The 14,262-nt window shown below is 72.1% G+C and carries 14 protein-coding genes; 10 read left to right on the top strand and 4 right to left on the bottom strand.

All coding sequences use genetic code 11. The annotated features are described in order from the left end of the window. Positions 1 to 90: 90 nt before the first annotated feature. On the bottom strand, positions 91 to 237 hold the full coding sequence (locus ACZ6AA_RS08710; protein WP_468458931.1) for a hypothetical protein: 147 nt from the start codon (positions 235 to 237) through the stop codon (positions 91 to 93). A gap of 92 nt (positions 238 to 329) precedes the next feature. Further along, positions 330 to 1,253: a helix-turn-helix domain-containing protein gene (locus ACZ6AA_RS08715; protein WP_468458933.1), complete on the bottom strand. Its 924-nt coding sequence runs from the start codon at positions 1,251 to 1,253 to the stop codon at positions 330 to 332. A 98-nt stretch (positions 1,254 to 1,351) separates the two neighbouring features. Between ACZ6AA_RS08715 and ACZ6AA_RS08720 the strand changes: the two genes are divergently transcribed. The 3 genes from ACZ6AA_RS08720 to ACZ6AA_RS08730 all read left to right on the top strand — a co-directional run bounded on the left by ACZ6AA_RS08720 (position 1,352) and on the right by ACZ6AA_RS08730 (position 3,336). Next, entirely contained in the window at positions 1,352 to 2,026 is a 675-nt protein-coding gene (locus tag ACZ6AA_RS08720) for a molybdopterin-dependent oxidoreductase (RefSeq protein WP_468458935.1), read from the top strand. 196 nt (positions 2,027 to 2,222) lie between these two features. Further along, positions 2,223 to 2,789: a cysteine hydrolase family protein gene (locus ACZ6AA_RS08725; RefSeq protein ID WP_468458937.1), complete on the top strand. Its 567-nt coding sequence runs from the start codon at positions 2,223 to 2,225 to the stop codon at positions 2,787 to 2,789. Positions 2,790 to 2,793: 4 nt separating this feature from the next. Beyond that, positions 2,794 to 3,336 carry a DUF1707 SHOCT-like domain-containing protein gene (locus ACZ6AA_RS08730; protein ID WP_468482159.1) on the top strand — a complete coding sequence of 181 codons (543 nt, stop codon included), beginning with the start codon at positions 2,794 to 2,796 and terminating at the stop codon, positions 3,334 to 3,336. Positions 3,337 to 3,423: 87 nt separating this feature from the next. Here ACZ6AA_RS08730 and ACZ6AA_RS08735 read toward each other — a convergent pair whose 3' ends face one another. Together ACZ6AA_RS08735 and ACZ6AA_RS08740 are read right to left on the bottom strand one after the other, a co-directional pair. Then, positions 3,424 to 3,858: a TM2 domain-containing protein gene (locus ACZ6AA_RS08735; RefSeq protein WP_471457015.1), complete on the bottom strand. Its 435-nt coding sequence runs from the start codon at positions 3,856 to 3,858 to the stop codon at positions 3,424 to 3,426. Between the two features lie 187 nt (positions 3,859 to 4,045). Continuing rightward, a complete protein-coding gene (locus ACZ6AA_RS08740) occupies positions 4,046 to 4,825 on the bottom strand; it encodes a DeoR/GlpR family DNA-binding transcription regulator (RefSeq protein ID WP_468458943.1) in 780 nt (259 codons plus the stop codon). A gap of 147 nt (positions 4,826 to 4,972) precedes the next feature. Here ACZ6AA_RS08740 and ACZ6AA_RS08745 point away from each other — a divergent pair, with 147 nt between their 5' ends. The 7 genes from ACZ6AA_RS08745 (at position 4,973) to ACZ6AA_RS08775 (ending at position 14,245) form a co-directional block, all read left to right on the top strand. After that, positions 4,973 to 5,857 carry an SIS domain-containing protein gene (locus ACZ6AA_RS08745; RefSeq protein ID WP_471457017.1) on the top strand — a complete coding sequence of 295 codons (885 nt, stop codon included), beginning with the start codon at positions 4,973 to 4,975 and terminating at the stop codon, positions 5,855 to 5,857. A gap of 20 nt (positions 5,858 to 5,877) precedes the next feature. Next, positions 5,878 to 6,735 (top strand): class II fructose-bisphosphate aldolase, encoded by an 858-nt coding sequence (locus tag ACZ6AA_RS08750; protein ID WP_468458947.1) that lies wholly within the window; start codon positions 5,878 to 5,880, stop codon positions 6,733 to 6,735. 374 nt (positions 6,736 to 7,109) lie between these two features. After that, positions 7,110 to 8,468: a cytochrome P450 gene (locus tag ACZ6AA_RS08755; protein WP_471457019.1), complete on the top strand. Its 1,359-nt coding sequence runs from the start codon at positions 7,110 to 7,112 to the stop codon at positions 8,466 to 8,468. 332 nt (positions 8,469 to 8,800) lie between these two features. Continuing rightward, positions 8,801 to 9,106, top strand: coding sequence for an acyl carrier protein (locus tag ACZ6AA_RS08760; RefSeq protein ID WP_471457021.1), 306 nt, complete (start codon positions 8,801 to 8,803; stop codon positions 9,104 to 9,106). Beyond that, positions 9,103 to 10,266: an acyl-CoA dehydrogenase family protein gene (locus ACZ6AA_RS08765; protein WP_471457023.1), complete on the top strand. Its 1,164-nt coding sequence runs from the start codon at positions 9,103 to 9,105 to the stop codon at positions 10,264 to 10,266. The genes ACZ6AA_RS08760 and ACZ6AA_RS08765 overlap by 4 nt, the downstream gene beginning before the upstream one ends. Next, positions 10,263 to 11,288 (top strand): 3-oxoacyl-ACP synthase, encoded by a 1,026-nt coding sequence (locus tag ACZ6AA_RS08770; RefSeq protein WP_471457025.1) that lies wholly within the window; start codon positions 10,263 to 10,265, stop codon positions 11,286 to 11,288. The genes ACZ6AA_RS08765 and ACZ6AA_RS08770 overlap by 4 nt, the downstream gene beginning before the upstream one ends. After that, positions 11,285 to 14,245, top strand: a complete 2,961-nt coding sequence (locus ACZ6AA_RS08775) for an amino acid adenylation domain-containing protein (RefSeq protein WP_471457026.1) — start codon at positions 11,285 to 11,287, stop codon at positions 14,243 to 14,245. The genes ACZ6AA_RS08770 and ACZ6AA_RS08775 overlap by 4 nt, the downstream gene beginning before the upstream one ends. The last annotated feature ends 17 nt before the right edge of the window (positions 14,246 to 14,262 follow it).

The following is a 14,262-nucleotide window of genomic DNA, read 5'->3' on the forward strand; positions in this document are numbered from 1 at the left end:
GATGCCTAGGCACGTACTCAGCCATTCGGAGACGAACTGCGCCAACACGGTCCGTTCTACGTCGAATTGACGAACCGGCAAGTCGGCGCATCACGCGTCGCGTCCCCGCAGTCGCCAGCCGGCGAGACCGAGGAGCAGCGCACTGCAGGCGCTCACCAGTGCCGGCGAGGGCCAGGCGTCCAGGGAGCCCACCGCCTGCGGGCCCGCGTCGGAGGTCTGGGTCGGCTTCTCCGGCACGGCGATCCCGAACAGCGCGGGCCGGGGAGAACAGGGCTCGGGGAGGGCACGTTCCGAACGAGAGGCCGCCGGCCGGCGTCCCGCGTACGTCGTCAGGAGTACGCGTTTCCCGGCACGCTGTCGCAGCCGTACTCGGCGATGACGCCCTCCGCCAGCCAGCAGTACGTCTGGCCCAGGCTCGGCCCGGGGGCGGCGGTGAGGGCCTCCAGATGCTGCCAGTAGCGGCGGAGCAGGGGCACGGTGGTCCGCACGCCCGTGGCCATGAACGCACGGAAGTCGGGGGTGTCGTCCTTGTCGAGGGCGCGGGCACAGGCACGGCAGAAGGCGTCCAGCGCCTCGCACCTGTGCGGTGCGCGCCCGGCGGCGACGGCGGGCGCGGCACTCTCCGAGGCGTCGAGCAGCGCCGCGTACATCGATGCCTTGTCCCGTACGTGGGGCGCGGCCCAGTAGTCCAGGAACGCGGGCTCCGCCACGAGGAGGTGGAGCTCGGCGTAGGCCAGTACGGCGTCGGGGGTGGGAACGAGGGGCAGTTCGGGAACGGCCTGTGCGATGACGGCGGCGGCCAGGCGCGGCGGCAGGCCCTCGGGCAGGGCGCGCTGCCACGCCCGGGTGAGGTCCGCGGTGTCCTGCGGTCGGCGCTGCACCCCGGCCAGCAGGCGCAGGCGGCGCAGGCGCTCCGGGCCGTGGCACTCCTCCAGCGCCCGCAACGCCGCCTCGCGCCACCGAAGTTCCGCCAGTTGTGTCTGCGCCCTCTCCAACTGTCCGGCCACCAGGTCGCCGAGACCGGACTCCCCCTTCGCGACCTCGATGATGGCCGCGATCGGCACATCCAGCGCACGCAGCTGCCGTACCAGCTGAAGTTGTTCCAGGGCCTGCGGCGGGTAGCGGCGATGGCCTCCGTGGCTGCGCGGGGCCGTGGGCACGAGGCCGATGTCGGTGTAGTAGCGGATGGCCTTCACCGAAAGCCCGGCGCGGGTGGCGAGTTCCCCGATCGACCAAGTCCAAGCGACGTGCATCCCAGCCCCTTGAATCTCCCCTGCGGTGGAGGTTCTAGCGTACGAAGTGTCGGACCACGCCCGCCCTCAGACCGAGCCGCACCCCTTGGAGCAGCGACATGGCGCTTCCCCCCGGCCAACGAGCCGTCGTCGGATTCCCGCGCTTCGGCACCCATCTCCACCACCCGCCGCCACCCGTCCCCGCCGACCCGGTGATCGTGATGGTCGGAGCTCTCACCGAGGACATCACCCTGCCCGTGGCCGACCTCGCCAAGCTGCCACGGCAAGAGCTCGCGGCCGACTTCCACTGTGTCGCAGGGTGGTCGGCGACCGGCCTGCTGTGGGAAGGAGTCAAGTTCGGGGCGATTTACCGCACTCAGGTCGAACCTGCGCTCACGCCGGATGCGTCCATCAGCCACGTCGTCTTCGAGGGGCTCGACGGCCACCGGTCGATCGTGTGGCTCGAGGACGCCCTGGCCGACGACGTCCTCATCGCCGACCGGCTCGACGGGCGGCCGCTCGACAGCGACCACGGTGCTCCGGTGCGCCTTGTGAGCCCCAGCCAGTACGGCTTCGTCAGTACGAAGCACCTCTGCCGCATCGAGTTCCACACGTGCCCGCCCCCGGATCCCGACCGGTGGTCGCCCATCGCGGCGCACCGCAGGGCGAGGGTCTGGCAGGAGGAACGGCACCGTCGTCTTTCCGGCCGTGTGGTGCGGCCGGTGTACCGGACGCTGATCGGACCGATCCGCGCGCTCAGCGCGCGAGGCAGCCGCACCGGGGCGCAGGATTGAGGCACCCGCACCGGGTCGCGGGGATGAGGCACCCCCACCGGGCCGCCGCGGGGGTGGTGCTCGCCCCCGCGGCGGCCCCAACGAGCAGGGGCCACAGGGGCTTTCACGGCGCGGCCCGTGCCCGTCTCGTTAGGATTCGATCATCGGGCCCTTCGGCCCGTTGCGCACACGGACCGACTTCGTTCCTGGAGACGACATGAGCAGCGCCCTTCTCGTGATGGACGTCCAGCAGGCCATCGTGGACATCGCCGACGACGGCTCCGGATATCTGCCGCGGCTGCGCAGGGCGATAGCCGGGGCCCGGGCCGCGGACATCCCCGTGATCTACGTGGTCATCGCGCTGCGCCCCGGCTTCCCGGAAGTCGGCACGCGCAACAAGCCGCTCGCCGCCATCGCGCAGGCCGGTCTCTTCGTCGAGGGCGCCCCGGGAACCGAGATCCACCCCGAGGTCGCGCCCCTGCCGGGCGACGTGGTGGTCACCAAGAGGCGGGCGAGCGCGTTCTCGGGCAGCGACCTCGACGTGGTGCTGAGGGCACGCGGGATCGACAGCCTCGTGCTCACCGGCATCGCCACCAGCGCCGTGGTGCTCTCCACCGTGTGCCAGGCCAACGACCTGGACTTCGGCCTCACCATCCTGTCCGACGCCTGCCTGGACACCGACCCGGAGGTGCACCGGGTGCTCGTGGAGCGGCTGTTCCCGCAGTGGGCGGAGGTCGTCAGCGTCGACGACTGGGTCAAGGCGACGGCGCCGACGCTATCGTGATCGCATGTCCTCCGTGCCAGAGAACGTATCGCCACGGGTCACAGAAGTTGACCGTGACTCCGCTGTTCAGCGCCTGCAAGAGGCATTCGCCGAGGGGTTGATCCCGCAGGACGAGATGCACGCGCTGCTCCAGACCGCGCTGACCGCCACGACCCGGGCCGAGTTGGCGTCCGCCCTGGCCTCGCTGCCGGACGAGGACGCGGGTCCGACGGTGGTCGTGAACGCCGCCGGCGGACTGATCCACCGGCGCGGCAGGTGGCACGTGCCGCGGAACTTCAAGGTCACCTCCCGGATGGCCAAGGTGTACCTGGACCTGTCGCGAGCGGTCATCGAATACCCCGTGATCAACATCGAGTTGCATCTGGGGTACGGCTGGGCCCGGATCATCGTGCCGCCCGACGCCACGGTCAACTACGAGGAACTGACCGCCGAATGGAAGCAGCCGAGCTACAGGGCGCCGCAGCACAGCGGCGCGAACGGGCCGCGCGTCCGGATCTTCGGGACCATGGGGCACGGCCGGTTGCGCGTCAAGCACGGCCGCGGCTGAGGGCACGGCCGCCCGGCAACTCGACGCGGCCCACGAGGAGCGCCCCGGCCGATGTGCCGGACCGGGGCGCGGGCGGTGCCGTGGATCTCAGCCGCGCAGGACGCGGCCCTCGGCGTCCGTCTTGCCGTTGCTGACGAGCATGAGGACCCCGTCGAACAGCGACCAGACGCCGAGTCCGCCCAGGGTGACGAGCTGGCACACCGCCATGCGGGTGTGGCCGGTGTAGAAGCGGCCGATGCCGAGCGGGCCCAGGACGATCGAGAGCGCGCCCGCCACGTACTTGGACTTGTCGGAGTAGGGCCGCCCGAACGGGTCGTAGCCGTACGGGGCGTTGGTGTCGGGCGCGCCGCCGGGGGCGCCGACGCCCGGGGCCGCGCCCGGCCGGGGGGCCGGAGCCGCGGCAGGCCGAGGGGCCGGAGTCGCGTCCGGCCGGGGCGCGCCGACGTGGTCGCCACTGGGCTCCGCCTGGCCCAACTGCTTCATTTCCTGGCCGTATTGGTTCTTCGGGACCGGGTGGCTCACGAGTGTGTTCCTCCGAGCGATCGTGGTGGGGGGACTCTACCCATCGCGAGGGGCATCACCCTGGGAACCCCCGTGCCGCAGTGACAGATCCTGACCATGCTGGTCATGCGGAGCTGCCATTGTCCAGTGCGGATTTGGACGCTTGCGGCACAAATTTTGCCTCGCCGGCCAGGCCGCCTCGCACAACCTATGCCGTGACTACTGACACCCCTGCGTCGGTGAACCGTGCGGCCATTTCCTCGGAGACGGCCGTGTCGGTCACGAGCGTGTCCACGCGCCCGGTCTCGCAGATGCGCGCGAACGCGCGGCGGCCGAGCTTCGTCGCGTCGGCCGCGACCACGACCCGCGTGGCGCGCTCGCACAGCAGCCGGTTGATGGCCGCCTCGTCCTCGTCGTGCGCGGTCGCCCCGTGCACCACGTCGAAGGCGCCGACGCCGAGCACCGCGACGTCCAGCGTGATCTGCCCGAGCACCCCGCCGGCGAGCGGGCCCGTGAGCTCGTACGACTGCGGGCGGGCCACCCCGCCCGTCACCACGATCTTGAACTGCGGCCGCACGGCCAGCTCGTTGGCGATGTTGAGGGCATTGGTCACGATGGTCAACGCCGGTGATCCGGCGGCCAGTTCGGTCCGCACGGCGAGCGCCCGCGCCACCTCCGTGGTCGTCGTGCCGCCGGTCAGGCCGACCGCCTCGCCCGGGGCGATCGAATCCGCCACCGCCTTGGCGATCCGCTGCTTCTCCGAGGCCTGCCGGGCGGTCTTGTAGCGCAGCGGCAGCTCGTACGAGACGCCGTGGACGACCGCGCCGCCCCGGGTGCGCACCAGCATCTGCTGCTCGGCGAGCTGATCGAAGTCCCGGCGGATGGTCGCGGCCGAGACACCGAGCTCCGTCGCCGCTTCCTCGACGTCCAGGCGCCCCCGGTCGACGAGCAGTTCAAGCAGCGCCTGCCAGCGGGCATCGCGCGACATCCGCACCCTCCACTCCGTTCCCACTCACTGTCCGTAACGACCTTAACCCACGAGCGAATGCTTGATTGTGCTTGAAACATGGCTATAGATTGCAGAAAAGAGCATCCTGGCGCCCAGGGCGCCCGACTCACAGGGTGGAATCCGGCCATGAGCCATGCCGAGAACGAACTGATCACCCAGCCCGAGTGCTGGATCCGCGCCGCCGACCTCGCGGTGCGCCACAAGGACGCGCTGACCTCGCCCGGCGAGCGCGTCGCCGTGGTGGGCTGCGGGACCTCCTTCTTCATGGCGCAGGCCGTCGCCGCGCTCCGCGAGGGCACGGGACTCGGCGAGACCGACGCCTTCGCCGCCTCCGAGTTCCCCGCGGCGCGCTCGTACGACCGGGTGATCGCCCTGACCCGGTCCGGCACCACGACCGAGGTGCTCGACCTGCTCGCGCGGCTGCGCGGCGCCGTCCGCACCACCGCGATCACCGCCGACCCCGAGACCCCGGTGATGCGCGCGGCGGACGACCTCGTGGTCCTCGACTTCGCCGACGAGCAGTCCGTCGTCCAGACCCGCTTCGCCACCACCGCCCTGACGCTGCTCCGCGCCCATCTCGGCCTGCACACCGAGCAGGCCGTCGCCGACGCCCGCACCGCGCTCGCCGAGCCGCTGCCCGCCGGGCTCGTGGAGTGTTCCCAGTTCACGTTCCTCGGCCAGGGCTGGACCAACGGCCTCGCCCAGGAAGCCGCCCTGAAGATGCGCGAGGCGTCGCTGTCCTGGACCGAGGCGTACCCGGCCATGGAGTACCGGCACGGCCCCATCAGCATCTCCACGGACACCACCGCGACCTGGATGTTCGGGAAGGCCCCGGCGGGGCTCGCCGACGAGGTCCGGGCGACCGGCGCGCTGTGGATCGAGGGCGCCCTGGACCCGCTGGCCGAACTCGTGCGCGCCCAGCGCCTGGCCGTCGCGGTCGCCGCCCACCGGAACCTCGACCCGGACCGGCCGCGCCATCTGCGCCGCTCCATCGTCCTCGACACCCACTGACCGGGACGGGAGGAGACCTGATGCCGCTGGCCCAGACCGGCACCCTCGTCGCCGAGGCCGCCGCCAAGCGCCGCGCCGTCGCGGCCTTCAACATCATCACCCTCGAACACGCCGAGGCCGTCGTCGCCGGAGCCGAGGCCGCCACGTCGCCGGTGGTGCTCCAGATCAGCGAGAACGCGGTCAGCTACCGCTACGGCCGCATCCTGCCGCTGGCCCGCGCCGCGCTCGCGCTCGCCGAGGCGGCGACCGTGCCGGTCGCCCTGCACCTCGACCACGTCACGCAGGACGCCCTGCTGCGGCAGGCCGCCGACGCCGGTTTCAGCTCCGTGATGTACGACGCGTCCCGGCTTCCCTACCACCAGAACCTGACCGCGACCCGCGCCGCCGCCGACTGGGCGCACAGCCAGGGCCTGTGGGTCGAGGCGGAGTTGGGACAGGTCGGCGGCAAGGGCGGCAAACCACCGCTGGACGCGCACGCTCCCGGAGCGCGCACCGGCCCCGAGGAAGCCTGCCAGTTCACGGCCGAGACCGGCGTCGACGCGCTCGCCGTCGCCATCGGCAGCTCGCACGCCATGACCTCGCGCACGGCCGTCCTCGACCACGCCCTGCTCGCCCGCCTCGACGAGGCCCTGCGGGTGCCCCTGGTCCTGCACGGCTCATCCGGCGTCCCGGACGACGAACTGGCCCGGGCGGTCTCGGGCGGCATCGCCAAGGTCAACATCGGCACGGCCCTGAACATCGCCATGACCAACGCGATCCGCGCCTATCTCGCCGAGCACCCCGAGGCAGTGGACACCCGCAGCTATCTGACCGTGGGCCGACAGGCCATGACGACGACGGTCACGCACCTGATCGGGGTGCTGAACGCGGACAGCTAGCGGACACCACCGATGCTCATGGCCGACGCCCGGCGGGTGACCCGCCGGGCGTCGGCCATGTCCGTTCTCGCCACCGGCTCCGGGGTGGCCGGGACGTGTCGACAGGCCTGTGATCGCAGAAGCGTGGATTTTCGAACACCGTACGGGGCATGCTGCTCCGAGGCCGAAGCCTCTCGCGCTCGTCGAGCGAACCGCGAGGGCTCGCGCGCGCCAACGCGCCGACGGCGTACCAACGAGCGTCGGCCGCGGACCGATTCGGCCGCGTGCCCATGACGCGCCGACGAGGCGGCGACGGCCCGTCCCCCACAGCAACGACCCACGAGGGGCGCACGCAGAACGCACTCACCCACGCGAGGAACGGAGACGAAGACCGCATGAGCGCAACCGCACAGGGATCGCAGTGGCTCGCCCAGCAGGTCCGCTGGACTCTCGGACATGCCCTGCCCCGTATCGCCATCGCCGGAGCGGCACGGCGAGACGAGCTCCACAGTCAATTCGTGGCCCAGTCCAGGAACCCCGACCCCACGGGCGCGGGCGACGGGCGGCTCCACCACCTGATGGACCGCATCCGCGACCAGGGCTCCGTGCATCGCGGCCGGTACGGCCTCGTCACGGCCTCCCACGCCGTCGTCAGGGACGTACTCAGCAGCAACGACTTCCGCACGGGAATCATCCCCGACGGAACGAGCCCGCTCGCGCGCCTCGCCGCCTGGTCCGCCGCGAACGCGCCGATGGGGCCCCTGAAACCGCCGTCCCTGCTGGTCACCGAGCCGCCCGAGCACACCCGCTACCGCAAGCTCGTGACCCGCGTCTTCTCCGTCCGGGCCGTACAGCAACTGCGTACCCGCACGGAGAAGATCGCCGATGAGTTGCTGGGCGACCTCCGGCGCCGCGAGCCCGGTGCCGCACCGGTGGACCTGGTCGCCTCGTACTGCAGCCTGCTTCCCATCACCGTGATCGCCGAGATCCTCGGTGTCCCGCAGTCCGAGCGGCACCGGCTGCGGTCCTTCGGCACGTCGCTCGCTCCCAGCCTCGACTACGGGCTGACCTGGCGCCGGTTCCGTGCGCTCGAACGCTCGCTGACCAGCTTCGACCGCTGGCTGGCAGACCACATCGAGCAGGTCCACCGCGAGCCCGGCGACAATCTCCTCAGCCAACTGGTCGCCGCCCGCGACGACGACGGCAGCGGCCTGACGGACATCGAACTCCGGGCCACCGCCGGGCTGGTGCTCGGCGCGGGCTTCGAGACCACGGTGAATCTGCTCAGCAACGGCGTCGGCTTGCTGCACCGCCACCCCGACCAGCGTGCCGCGCTCGCTGACGACCCGGCCCTGTGGCCGAACGCCGTGGACGAGATGCTGCGGTTCGACCCGCCGCTGTTCCGCACCGGAAGGACCGCCGTCCGCGACACCACCGTCGCCGGACGCGCAGTCCCCCAGGGAGCGGCCATCTCCCTGCTGCTCGCCGGAGCGAACCGCGATGCCTCGGTGTTCACCGAGCCGCACCGCTTCGACATCACCAGGACCAACGCCAAGGACCACCTGTCCTTCTCCACCGGCCGCCACTACTGCCTCGGCGCGGCCCTCGCCCGCATGGAGGGGGAGGTCGGGCTGCGCACTCTCTACGAACGCTTTCCGCGGCTCGACCTGACGGCGGGTGCCCGTCGCCGCGGCACCCGCATACTCCGCGGCTATGAACGCCTGCCCGCCCGTCTGGAGCCGACGCCGGCCTAGCCGCTTCTCACCGCCTTCGCAGTCCCGAAACGGGCAAATTTCTGCACACATCTGTCAAGTGAAAGGGGAAGTTCATGTTCCGAAATGCCTCGGAGCTGCAGACTTTCCCTTTCATTTGATGTCACACAAGGAGATCCATTGGATCTCTGGACGCATGAACAAGCCCTGTGACAGACTCGCCGCGTTGCACGTGAATCCTGCACGCAGTTTGACCGACCGCCCATGCATGCCGTCATGACCTGCACTTATATGGCGGATGCGGTAGCGGCCACCGAGAGCTTCGCACCTTTGAGGCCGTCGTGGTGGCCGTCGCGAAAGGAATTGAACGCGGCATGACCAAACAGGCACATTCTTTGCATGATGTTGTGCAAGACGATCTCATTATTGAGTTGCAGAAACACCTTGAGTCGCTCACTGCCTCCCCGATCGAACCGGACGACGACTTCTTCGAACGCGGGCTCATCAATTCCCTGAGAGCGCTGGAAATCGTGGTCCACGTCGAACAGGTCTATGGCGTTTCCGTCGAAGTCGAGGACCTCGATCTCGACAATTTCCGTACCGTCAGCCGCATCGCCGCGTATGTGCGGCGCAAGCGTGGGGAGCAGCCGTCGCCCGCCGCGGAAGCGGTGCCGCGGTGACGGTGACCGACCTCGCCCCCGGTCTCTCGCCCGACCTCGCACCCGGCTTCCCCGCGCTGCTCGCGAGAGCGACGGCCGAGGCGAACGCGTGGGACGCCGGAACCGGCCTGCCCCGGGACGTCATCGGCGAAGCCGCGCGGGCGGGGCTGCTCGGCCTGGACGTACCCGCCGCGTACGGAGGCGGCGGTGCCGGGGCCCGCGCGGTGGGGCACGCGGCCGCCGAACTCGGCGCGGTCTGCTCCTCGTTGCGCGCCCTGCTCACCGTCAGCGGCATGGTCAACGCGGCCGTCCACCGCTGGGGGACGGCCGCGCAGCGGCAGACCTGGCTGCCGCGCCTCGCCTCGGGAGACCTGCTCGCGGGCTTCGCCGCCACCGAGCCCGGCGCGGGGACCGAACTCACGGCCGTCGCCACCCGCGTCGAACCCCGCGCCGGTGAGGTCCGGGTCAGCGGCCACAAGGTGTGGGTCACCTTCGGCCAGGACGCCGACGTCCTGCTGGTCCTCGGCCGCGCGCCGGGCGGGCTGACCACGGTCCTCGTACCGGCCGACGCGCCCGGCGTGAGCCGGCAGCCGGTGACGGACGCGCTCGGGCTGCGCGGCGCCCGCCTCGCCCACATCAGCCTCGACGACGTCCGCGTCCCGGCGGACCACGCCATCGGCCCGCCCGGATTCGGGCTCACCCACACCGTCGGCACCGCCCTCGACCACGGCCGCCACACGGTCGCCTGGGGGTGCGTCGGGATGGCCGAGGGCTGTCTGGCCGAGGCCGCCGGGCACGTCGCCCGGCGCAGGCAGGGCGATGTGCCGCTGTCCGGGCACGCCACCGTGCGCGCCGCCCTCGGCCGTGCCCACGTGCGCGCCGAAGGCGCCCGCGCCCTGTGCGAACGGGCCGCCGCCCTGCGGGAGTCGAAGGACCGCGAGGCCATCACCGCGACCATCATGGCCAAGTACGCGGCCGCCACCGCCGCAGCCGCGGTCAGCCGCGACACCGTCCAGCTCCTCGGCTCGGCGGGCTGCGCCATGGACGGCCGGGCCGCGCGCTTCTTCCGGGACGCCAAGATCATGCAGATCATCGAGGGCACGGACGAGGTCTCGGAGCTCGCGATCGGCGACCGGGTCGTCGCGCGGCACACCCCGCACGTCAGGGACGGGCAGCGGTGACCGCCGCCCCGCCGGTGACCATCGGCCGTGTCGGCACCTGGTTCCCCGACACCGTCCAGACCCTCGACCGCCTGACGGACGGGCTCCCCGCCGCCCAGCGCGGGCACGCCCGCGCCCTCGGCATCGACGAGGTGCGCGCCGCCGACGGCCGCACCGAGTCCGACCTCGCCGTACGGGCCGCCGAGGCGACGCTGCGCGCGACCGGCACCGACGCCGCCGACCTGGACGCGCTGCTGCTCGTCCAGGGGCGCGCGCCGCAGTACCTGATGGCTTCGGAGGCGACCCGGGTCCAGCACGCCATCGGCGCCCACCGGGCGCTGGTCTCCAGCGTCGGCGACCTGGGGTGCGTCTCGGTTTCGGCGGCGTTCAGCCTCGGCACCGGGCTGCTGCGCGGCATGCCCGGCTTCCGCCGCGTCCTGGTCGTCGCCACCTCCAAGGCCGCGGCGCCCGCCCGCTACCGCCCGCCGATGACAATCGTGGGGGACGGCGCCGCCGCCGTGCTCCTGACGACGTCCGACGCGCCGGGCCCCTTCGAGCTGGTCGACCAGTCGTTGCGCACGGACGGGGCCTTCGCCGACCTGTTCCGCATCGACTACCGCGACGTACCGGAACGCGACTGGGCGGAGAAGTGCGCCAACGAGCCGGACTACACGTTCCGGCTCGCGGTGCGCAGCCGCAAGGAGTTCCTCGACCTCAACGCGGATCTGCTCCGCCGCAACGGCCTGACCGGCGACGACATCACGGCCCATCTGATGCAGAACCTCTCCGCGGGCGCCTTCGGCTTCTGGCAGGAGGCCCTCGATGTCCCCATCGACCCGGTCTGCGGGCGCAACCTCGCCCGCTACGGGCACCTGGGCCCCGTGGACGTCCTGCTCAACATGGCCGACGCCGCGCCCGCCCTCGCCCCGGGCGCCCACGCCCTCGTGATGAACAGCAGCCCCGTGGCCGCCTGGAGCAGCTGGCTCGTACGCCGCACCGCACACGCGGCGACCCCGACACCGGGAACGGAGGAACCGCGATGACCTCACCGACCTCGATGACCTCACCGGCCGCACCGGTGAAGTGCCTGGTGTGGGACCTGGACGACACCATGTGGGACGGCGTGATCCTGGAGAACGACTCCGTCACCCCGCGCCCCGAGGCCCTGCGCGCCCTGACCGAGCTGGACCGGCGCGGCATCCTGCACGCCGTCGCAAGCCGCGGCGACCGCGCGACGGCCACGACCCACCTGCGGGCCCACGGCCTCCTCGACCGGTTCGCCGCGGTGTGCGTGGGCTGGGGCGACAAGTCCGAGTCCGTGCGGCGGATCGCGCGGGAGCTGAACATCGGCGTCGACTCGCTCGCCTTCATCGACAACGACCCCCTGGAACGGGCCGAGGTCAAGCACGCCCTGCCGGAGGTCCGCGTCTACGCACCCGAGGACATGGCCGGTCTCCCGGAGCGGCCCGAGTTCACTCCCGCCGTCACCACCGCGGAGTCCGCGGACCGCGCCGCCCTCTACCGCACGGAACGCGCGCGCAAGGAGAGCGAAGACGCGTTCGACGGAACCCGCGAGGAGTTCCTGGCCTGGCTCGGCCTGGAGATGCGCGTCTGGCGGGCCACCCCGGACGACCTGGCGCGGGCCCACGAACTCACCGTACGCACCCACCAGTTGAACAGCACCGGCCTGGTGTACGGGATGGAGGAGCTGCGGGAGCTGATGGCGTCTTGCGACCACGAGATCCTCGTCGCCTCGCTGCGGGACCGCTTCGGCGACTACGGCACCATCGGGCTCTCCGTCTCGCACCGGCGCGGTGGTGACAGCGTGCTGCGGCTGCTGCTCATGTCCTGCCGGGTGATGTCCCGGGGCGTGGGTGCCCTGTTCATCCAGCACGTCAACGCCCGGGCCAGGGCGGCGGGCCTGCGCCCGCTCGCCGAGTTCGTGGCCACGGACGTCAACCGCGTCATGCTCGTGACGCTGCGCTTCTCCGGCTTCCAGGTCCTCGACCCCGGACCGGACCCCGTGGTCCTCGTCGCGCCCGACGCGCAGGGGCCGCCCACGCCGCACGTCACGCTCATCGACGACTCGACGGCGCCCGCTCCGGCCGGCACTCCGCCCGACGTCCTGGACCTGATCTCGCGGCAGTTCCAGCGGGTGCCCGGGCGGACCGCCGCGGCTGTCGGCGCGGAGTCGGTGACGTACCGTCAACTGGACAGGAAGAGCGCGGACTTGGCGCGCCGCCTGCGGGACTCCGGTGTGCGTCCCGGCGATGTCGTGGTGCTCCATGCGCGGCAACGGCTCTCGCTCGCCGTCGGCATGGTCGCGGCCCTGCGCACAGGGGCGGCCTGGTGCGTCGCCGACCCGGGGCATCCCGTGGCGCACTTGCGGGCGGTCGTCGGCGACACCGGCTGTGCGGCGGTCGTCTTCCACGGCGAGGACGCCGCGACGTCGCCGGAGAAGGTACACGCGGCGGTGGCCGTCGGCGGTGCGGCACCCCGGCTCATCGACCTGGACACGGCACCGGGTGGACGGACGCAGGCCGAGAGCACCGGCACGACGTCGCCCCCGTTCGCCTCGTACGCCGTTCCCTCCCCCCACTCCCCCGCGTACCTCATCTCCACCTCCGGCACCACCGGACCGCCCAAGAACGTGATGATCAGCCGCGGCGGGCTCGCCTCCCTGATCGCCTCGCGCCCTTACGAGCCCGGGCTCACGGCCTTCTCCGCGCTGCGTCTCGCCTTCGACGGGTCGCTGATGTTCACGTTCCACGCGCTGTGCACGGGCGGCACCGCCGTGCTCCCCGACGCGGACGAACTCATGTCCGCCGAGCGCGTGGCGGCCCTGCTGCGCGCCCACGAGGCCCAGCAGTGCCTGACCACACCGTCCTTCTACCGGCAGTTGCTGGGGCACCTCGACGGCGCCGACCGGCATCTGCGGCTCCTCGTCCTTGCCGGTGAGGCCACCGCGCCCGCGCTGGTGCGACGGCACCGTGCCGCACTGCCGGGCACCCGGCTCGGCAACGAGTACGGGCCGACGGAGGCGACGGTGGCGGTCACCGCGCACGACGTCGACGGCACCCCGGACGACGTGGTGCCCATGGGCGCGATCACGGCGGGCTCCACCGCGTACGTCCTGGACGACCGGCTCCGCCCCGTACCGACGGGCGACACAGGCGAGCTGTACCTGGGCGGCCTGCAGCTCGCCCTCGGCTACGCCGCGCGCCCGACGACGACCGCGCTGCGGTTCGTCGCCAACCCCTTCACGCCCGGGGAGCGGCTGTACCGCACCGGCGACCTGGCGCGGCTCAACACCGAGGGGCACTTCGAGTTCCTGGGCCGCAGCGACGGCCAGGTCAAGATCGGCGGGGTCCGGGTCGAACGGCTTGCCGCCACGGCTGTCCTGGAGAGCCACCCCGGGGTCGGGCAGGCCGTCGTGGTCGACACCAGGGCGGCGCTCGCGGGAGTGGACGACGCGGACGTCACCACGCTGACCGCGTACTGGGTGCACACCCCCGAGCCCGGGCAGCAACCTCCGCCCGAGGCAAGGGAGTTGCGGGAGTTCTGCGCGCGCCACCTCGTCCCCCAGGCCGTACCCGGACGGTTCGTGGCGGTGGACTCCATCCCGCTGACCCCCAACGGCAAGGCGGACGAGGAGGCACTGCGCCGACTCCACGCGCCGGTGGCCGGGAGCGTGGCACTCGACACCGACCGGTGGCCAACCGACACGCAACGGGAGGTCGCGACGTGCTGGGCGGGCGTCCTCGGCCACGGCGACTTCGACGCGCGGGACAGCTTCTTCGACCTCGGCGGTACGTCGCTCCAAGTGCTCGCGCTGCACGCGTCGTACGAACTGCGCTGGCCCGGCGCCGTGCAACTGGGCCAGCTCTTCGACAGCCGGACGGTCGCCGCCCACGCCGAGCTCATCGCGAGCACCGCCGCACCGGAGACGGCCGCCGCACGGACGCCGGGCCCGGCCGTGCCCACGGGGAGCGACGTATGAGCCCAGCGGAACGCACG

The sequence above is a fragment of the Streptomyces sp. NPDC040610 genome, from assembly GCF_055594065.1.

Coding starts and splice junctions, on each gene's coding strand:
- ACZ6AA_RS08715 (WP_468458933.1), bottom strand. CDS start 1,253: ATGCACGTCGCTTGGACTTGGTCGATCGGGGAACTCGCCACCCGCGCC.
- ACZ6AA_RS08775 (WP_471457026.1), top strand. CDS start 11,285: ATGACCTCACCGACCTCGATGACCTCACCGGCCGCACCGGTGAAGTGC.
- ACZ6AA_RS08750 (WP_468458947.1), top strand. CDS start 5,878: ATGCCGCTGGCCCAGACCGGCACCCTCGTCGCCGAGGCCGCCGCCAAG.
- ACZ6AA_RS08720 (WP_468458935.1), top strand. CDS start 1,352: ATGGCGCTTCCCCCCGGCCAACGAGCCGTCGTCGGATTCCCGCGCTTC.
- ACZ6AA_RS08755 (WP_471457019.1), top strand. CDS start 7,110: ATGAGCGCAACCGCACAGGGATCGCAGTGGCTCGCCCAGCAGGTCCGC.
- ACZ6AA_RS08730 (WP_468482159.1), top strand. CDS start 2,794: ATGTCCTCCGTGCCAGAGAACGTATCGCCACGGGTCACAGAAGTTGAC.
- ACZ6AA_RS08745 (WP_471457017.1), top strand. CDS start 4,973: ATGAGCCATGCCGAGAACGAACTGATCACCCAGCCCGAGTGCTGGATC.
- ACZ6AA_RS08725 (WP_468458937.1), top strand. CDS start 2,223: ATGAGCAGCGCCCTTCTCGTGATGGACGTCCAGCAGGCCATCGTGGAC.
- ACZ6AA_RS08760 (WP_471457021.1), top strand. CDS start 8,801: ATGACCAAACAGGCACATTCTTTGCATGATGTTGTGCAAGACGATCTC.
- ACZ6AA_RS08740 (WP_468458943.1), bottom strand. CDS start 4,825: ATGTCGCGCGATGCCCGCTGGCAGGCGCTGCTTGAACTGCTCGTCGAC.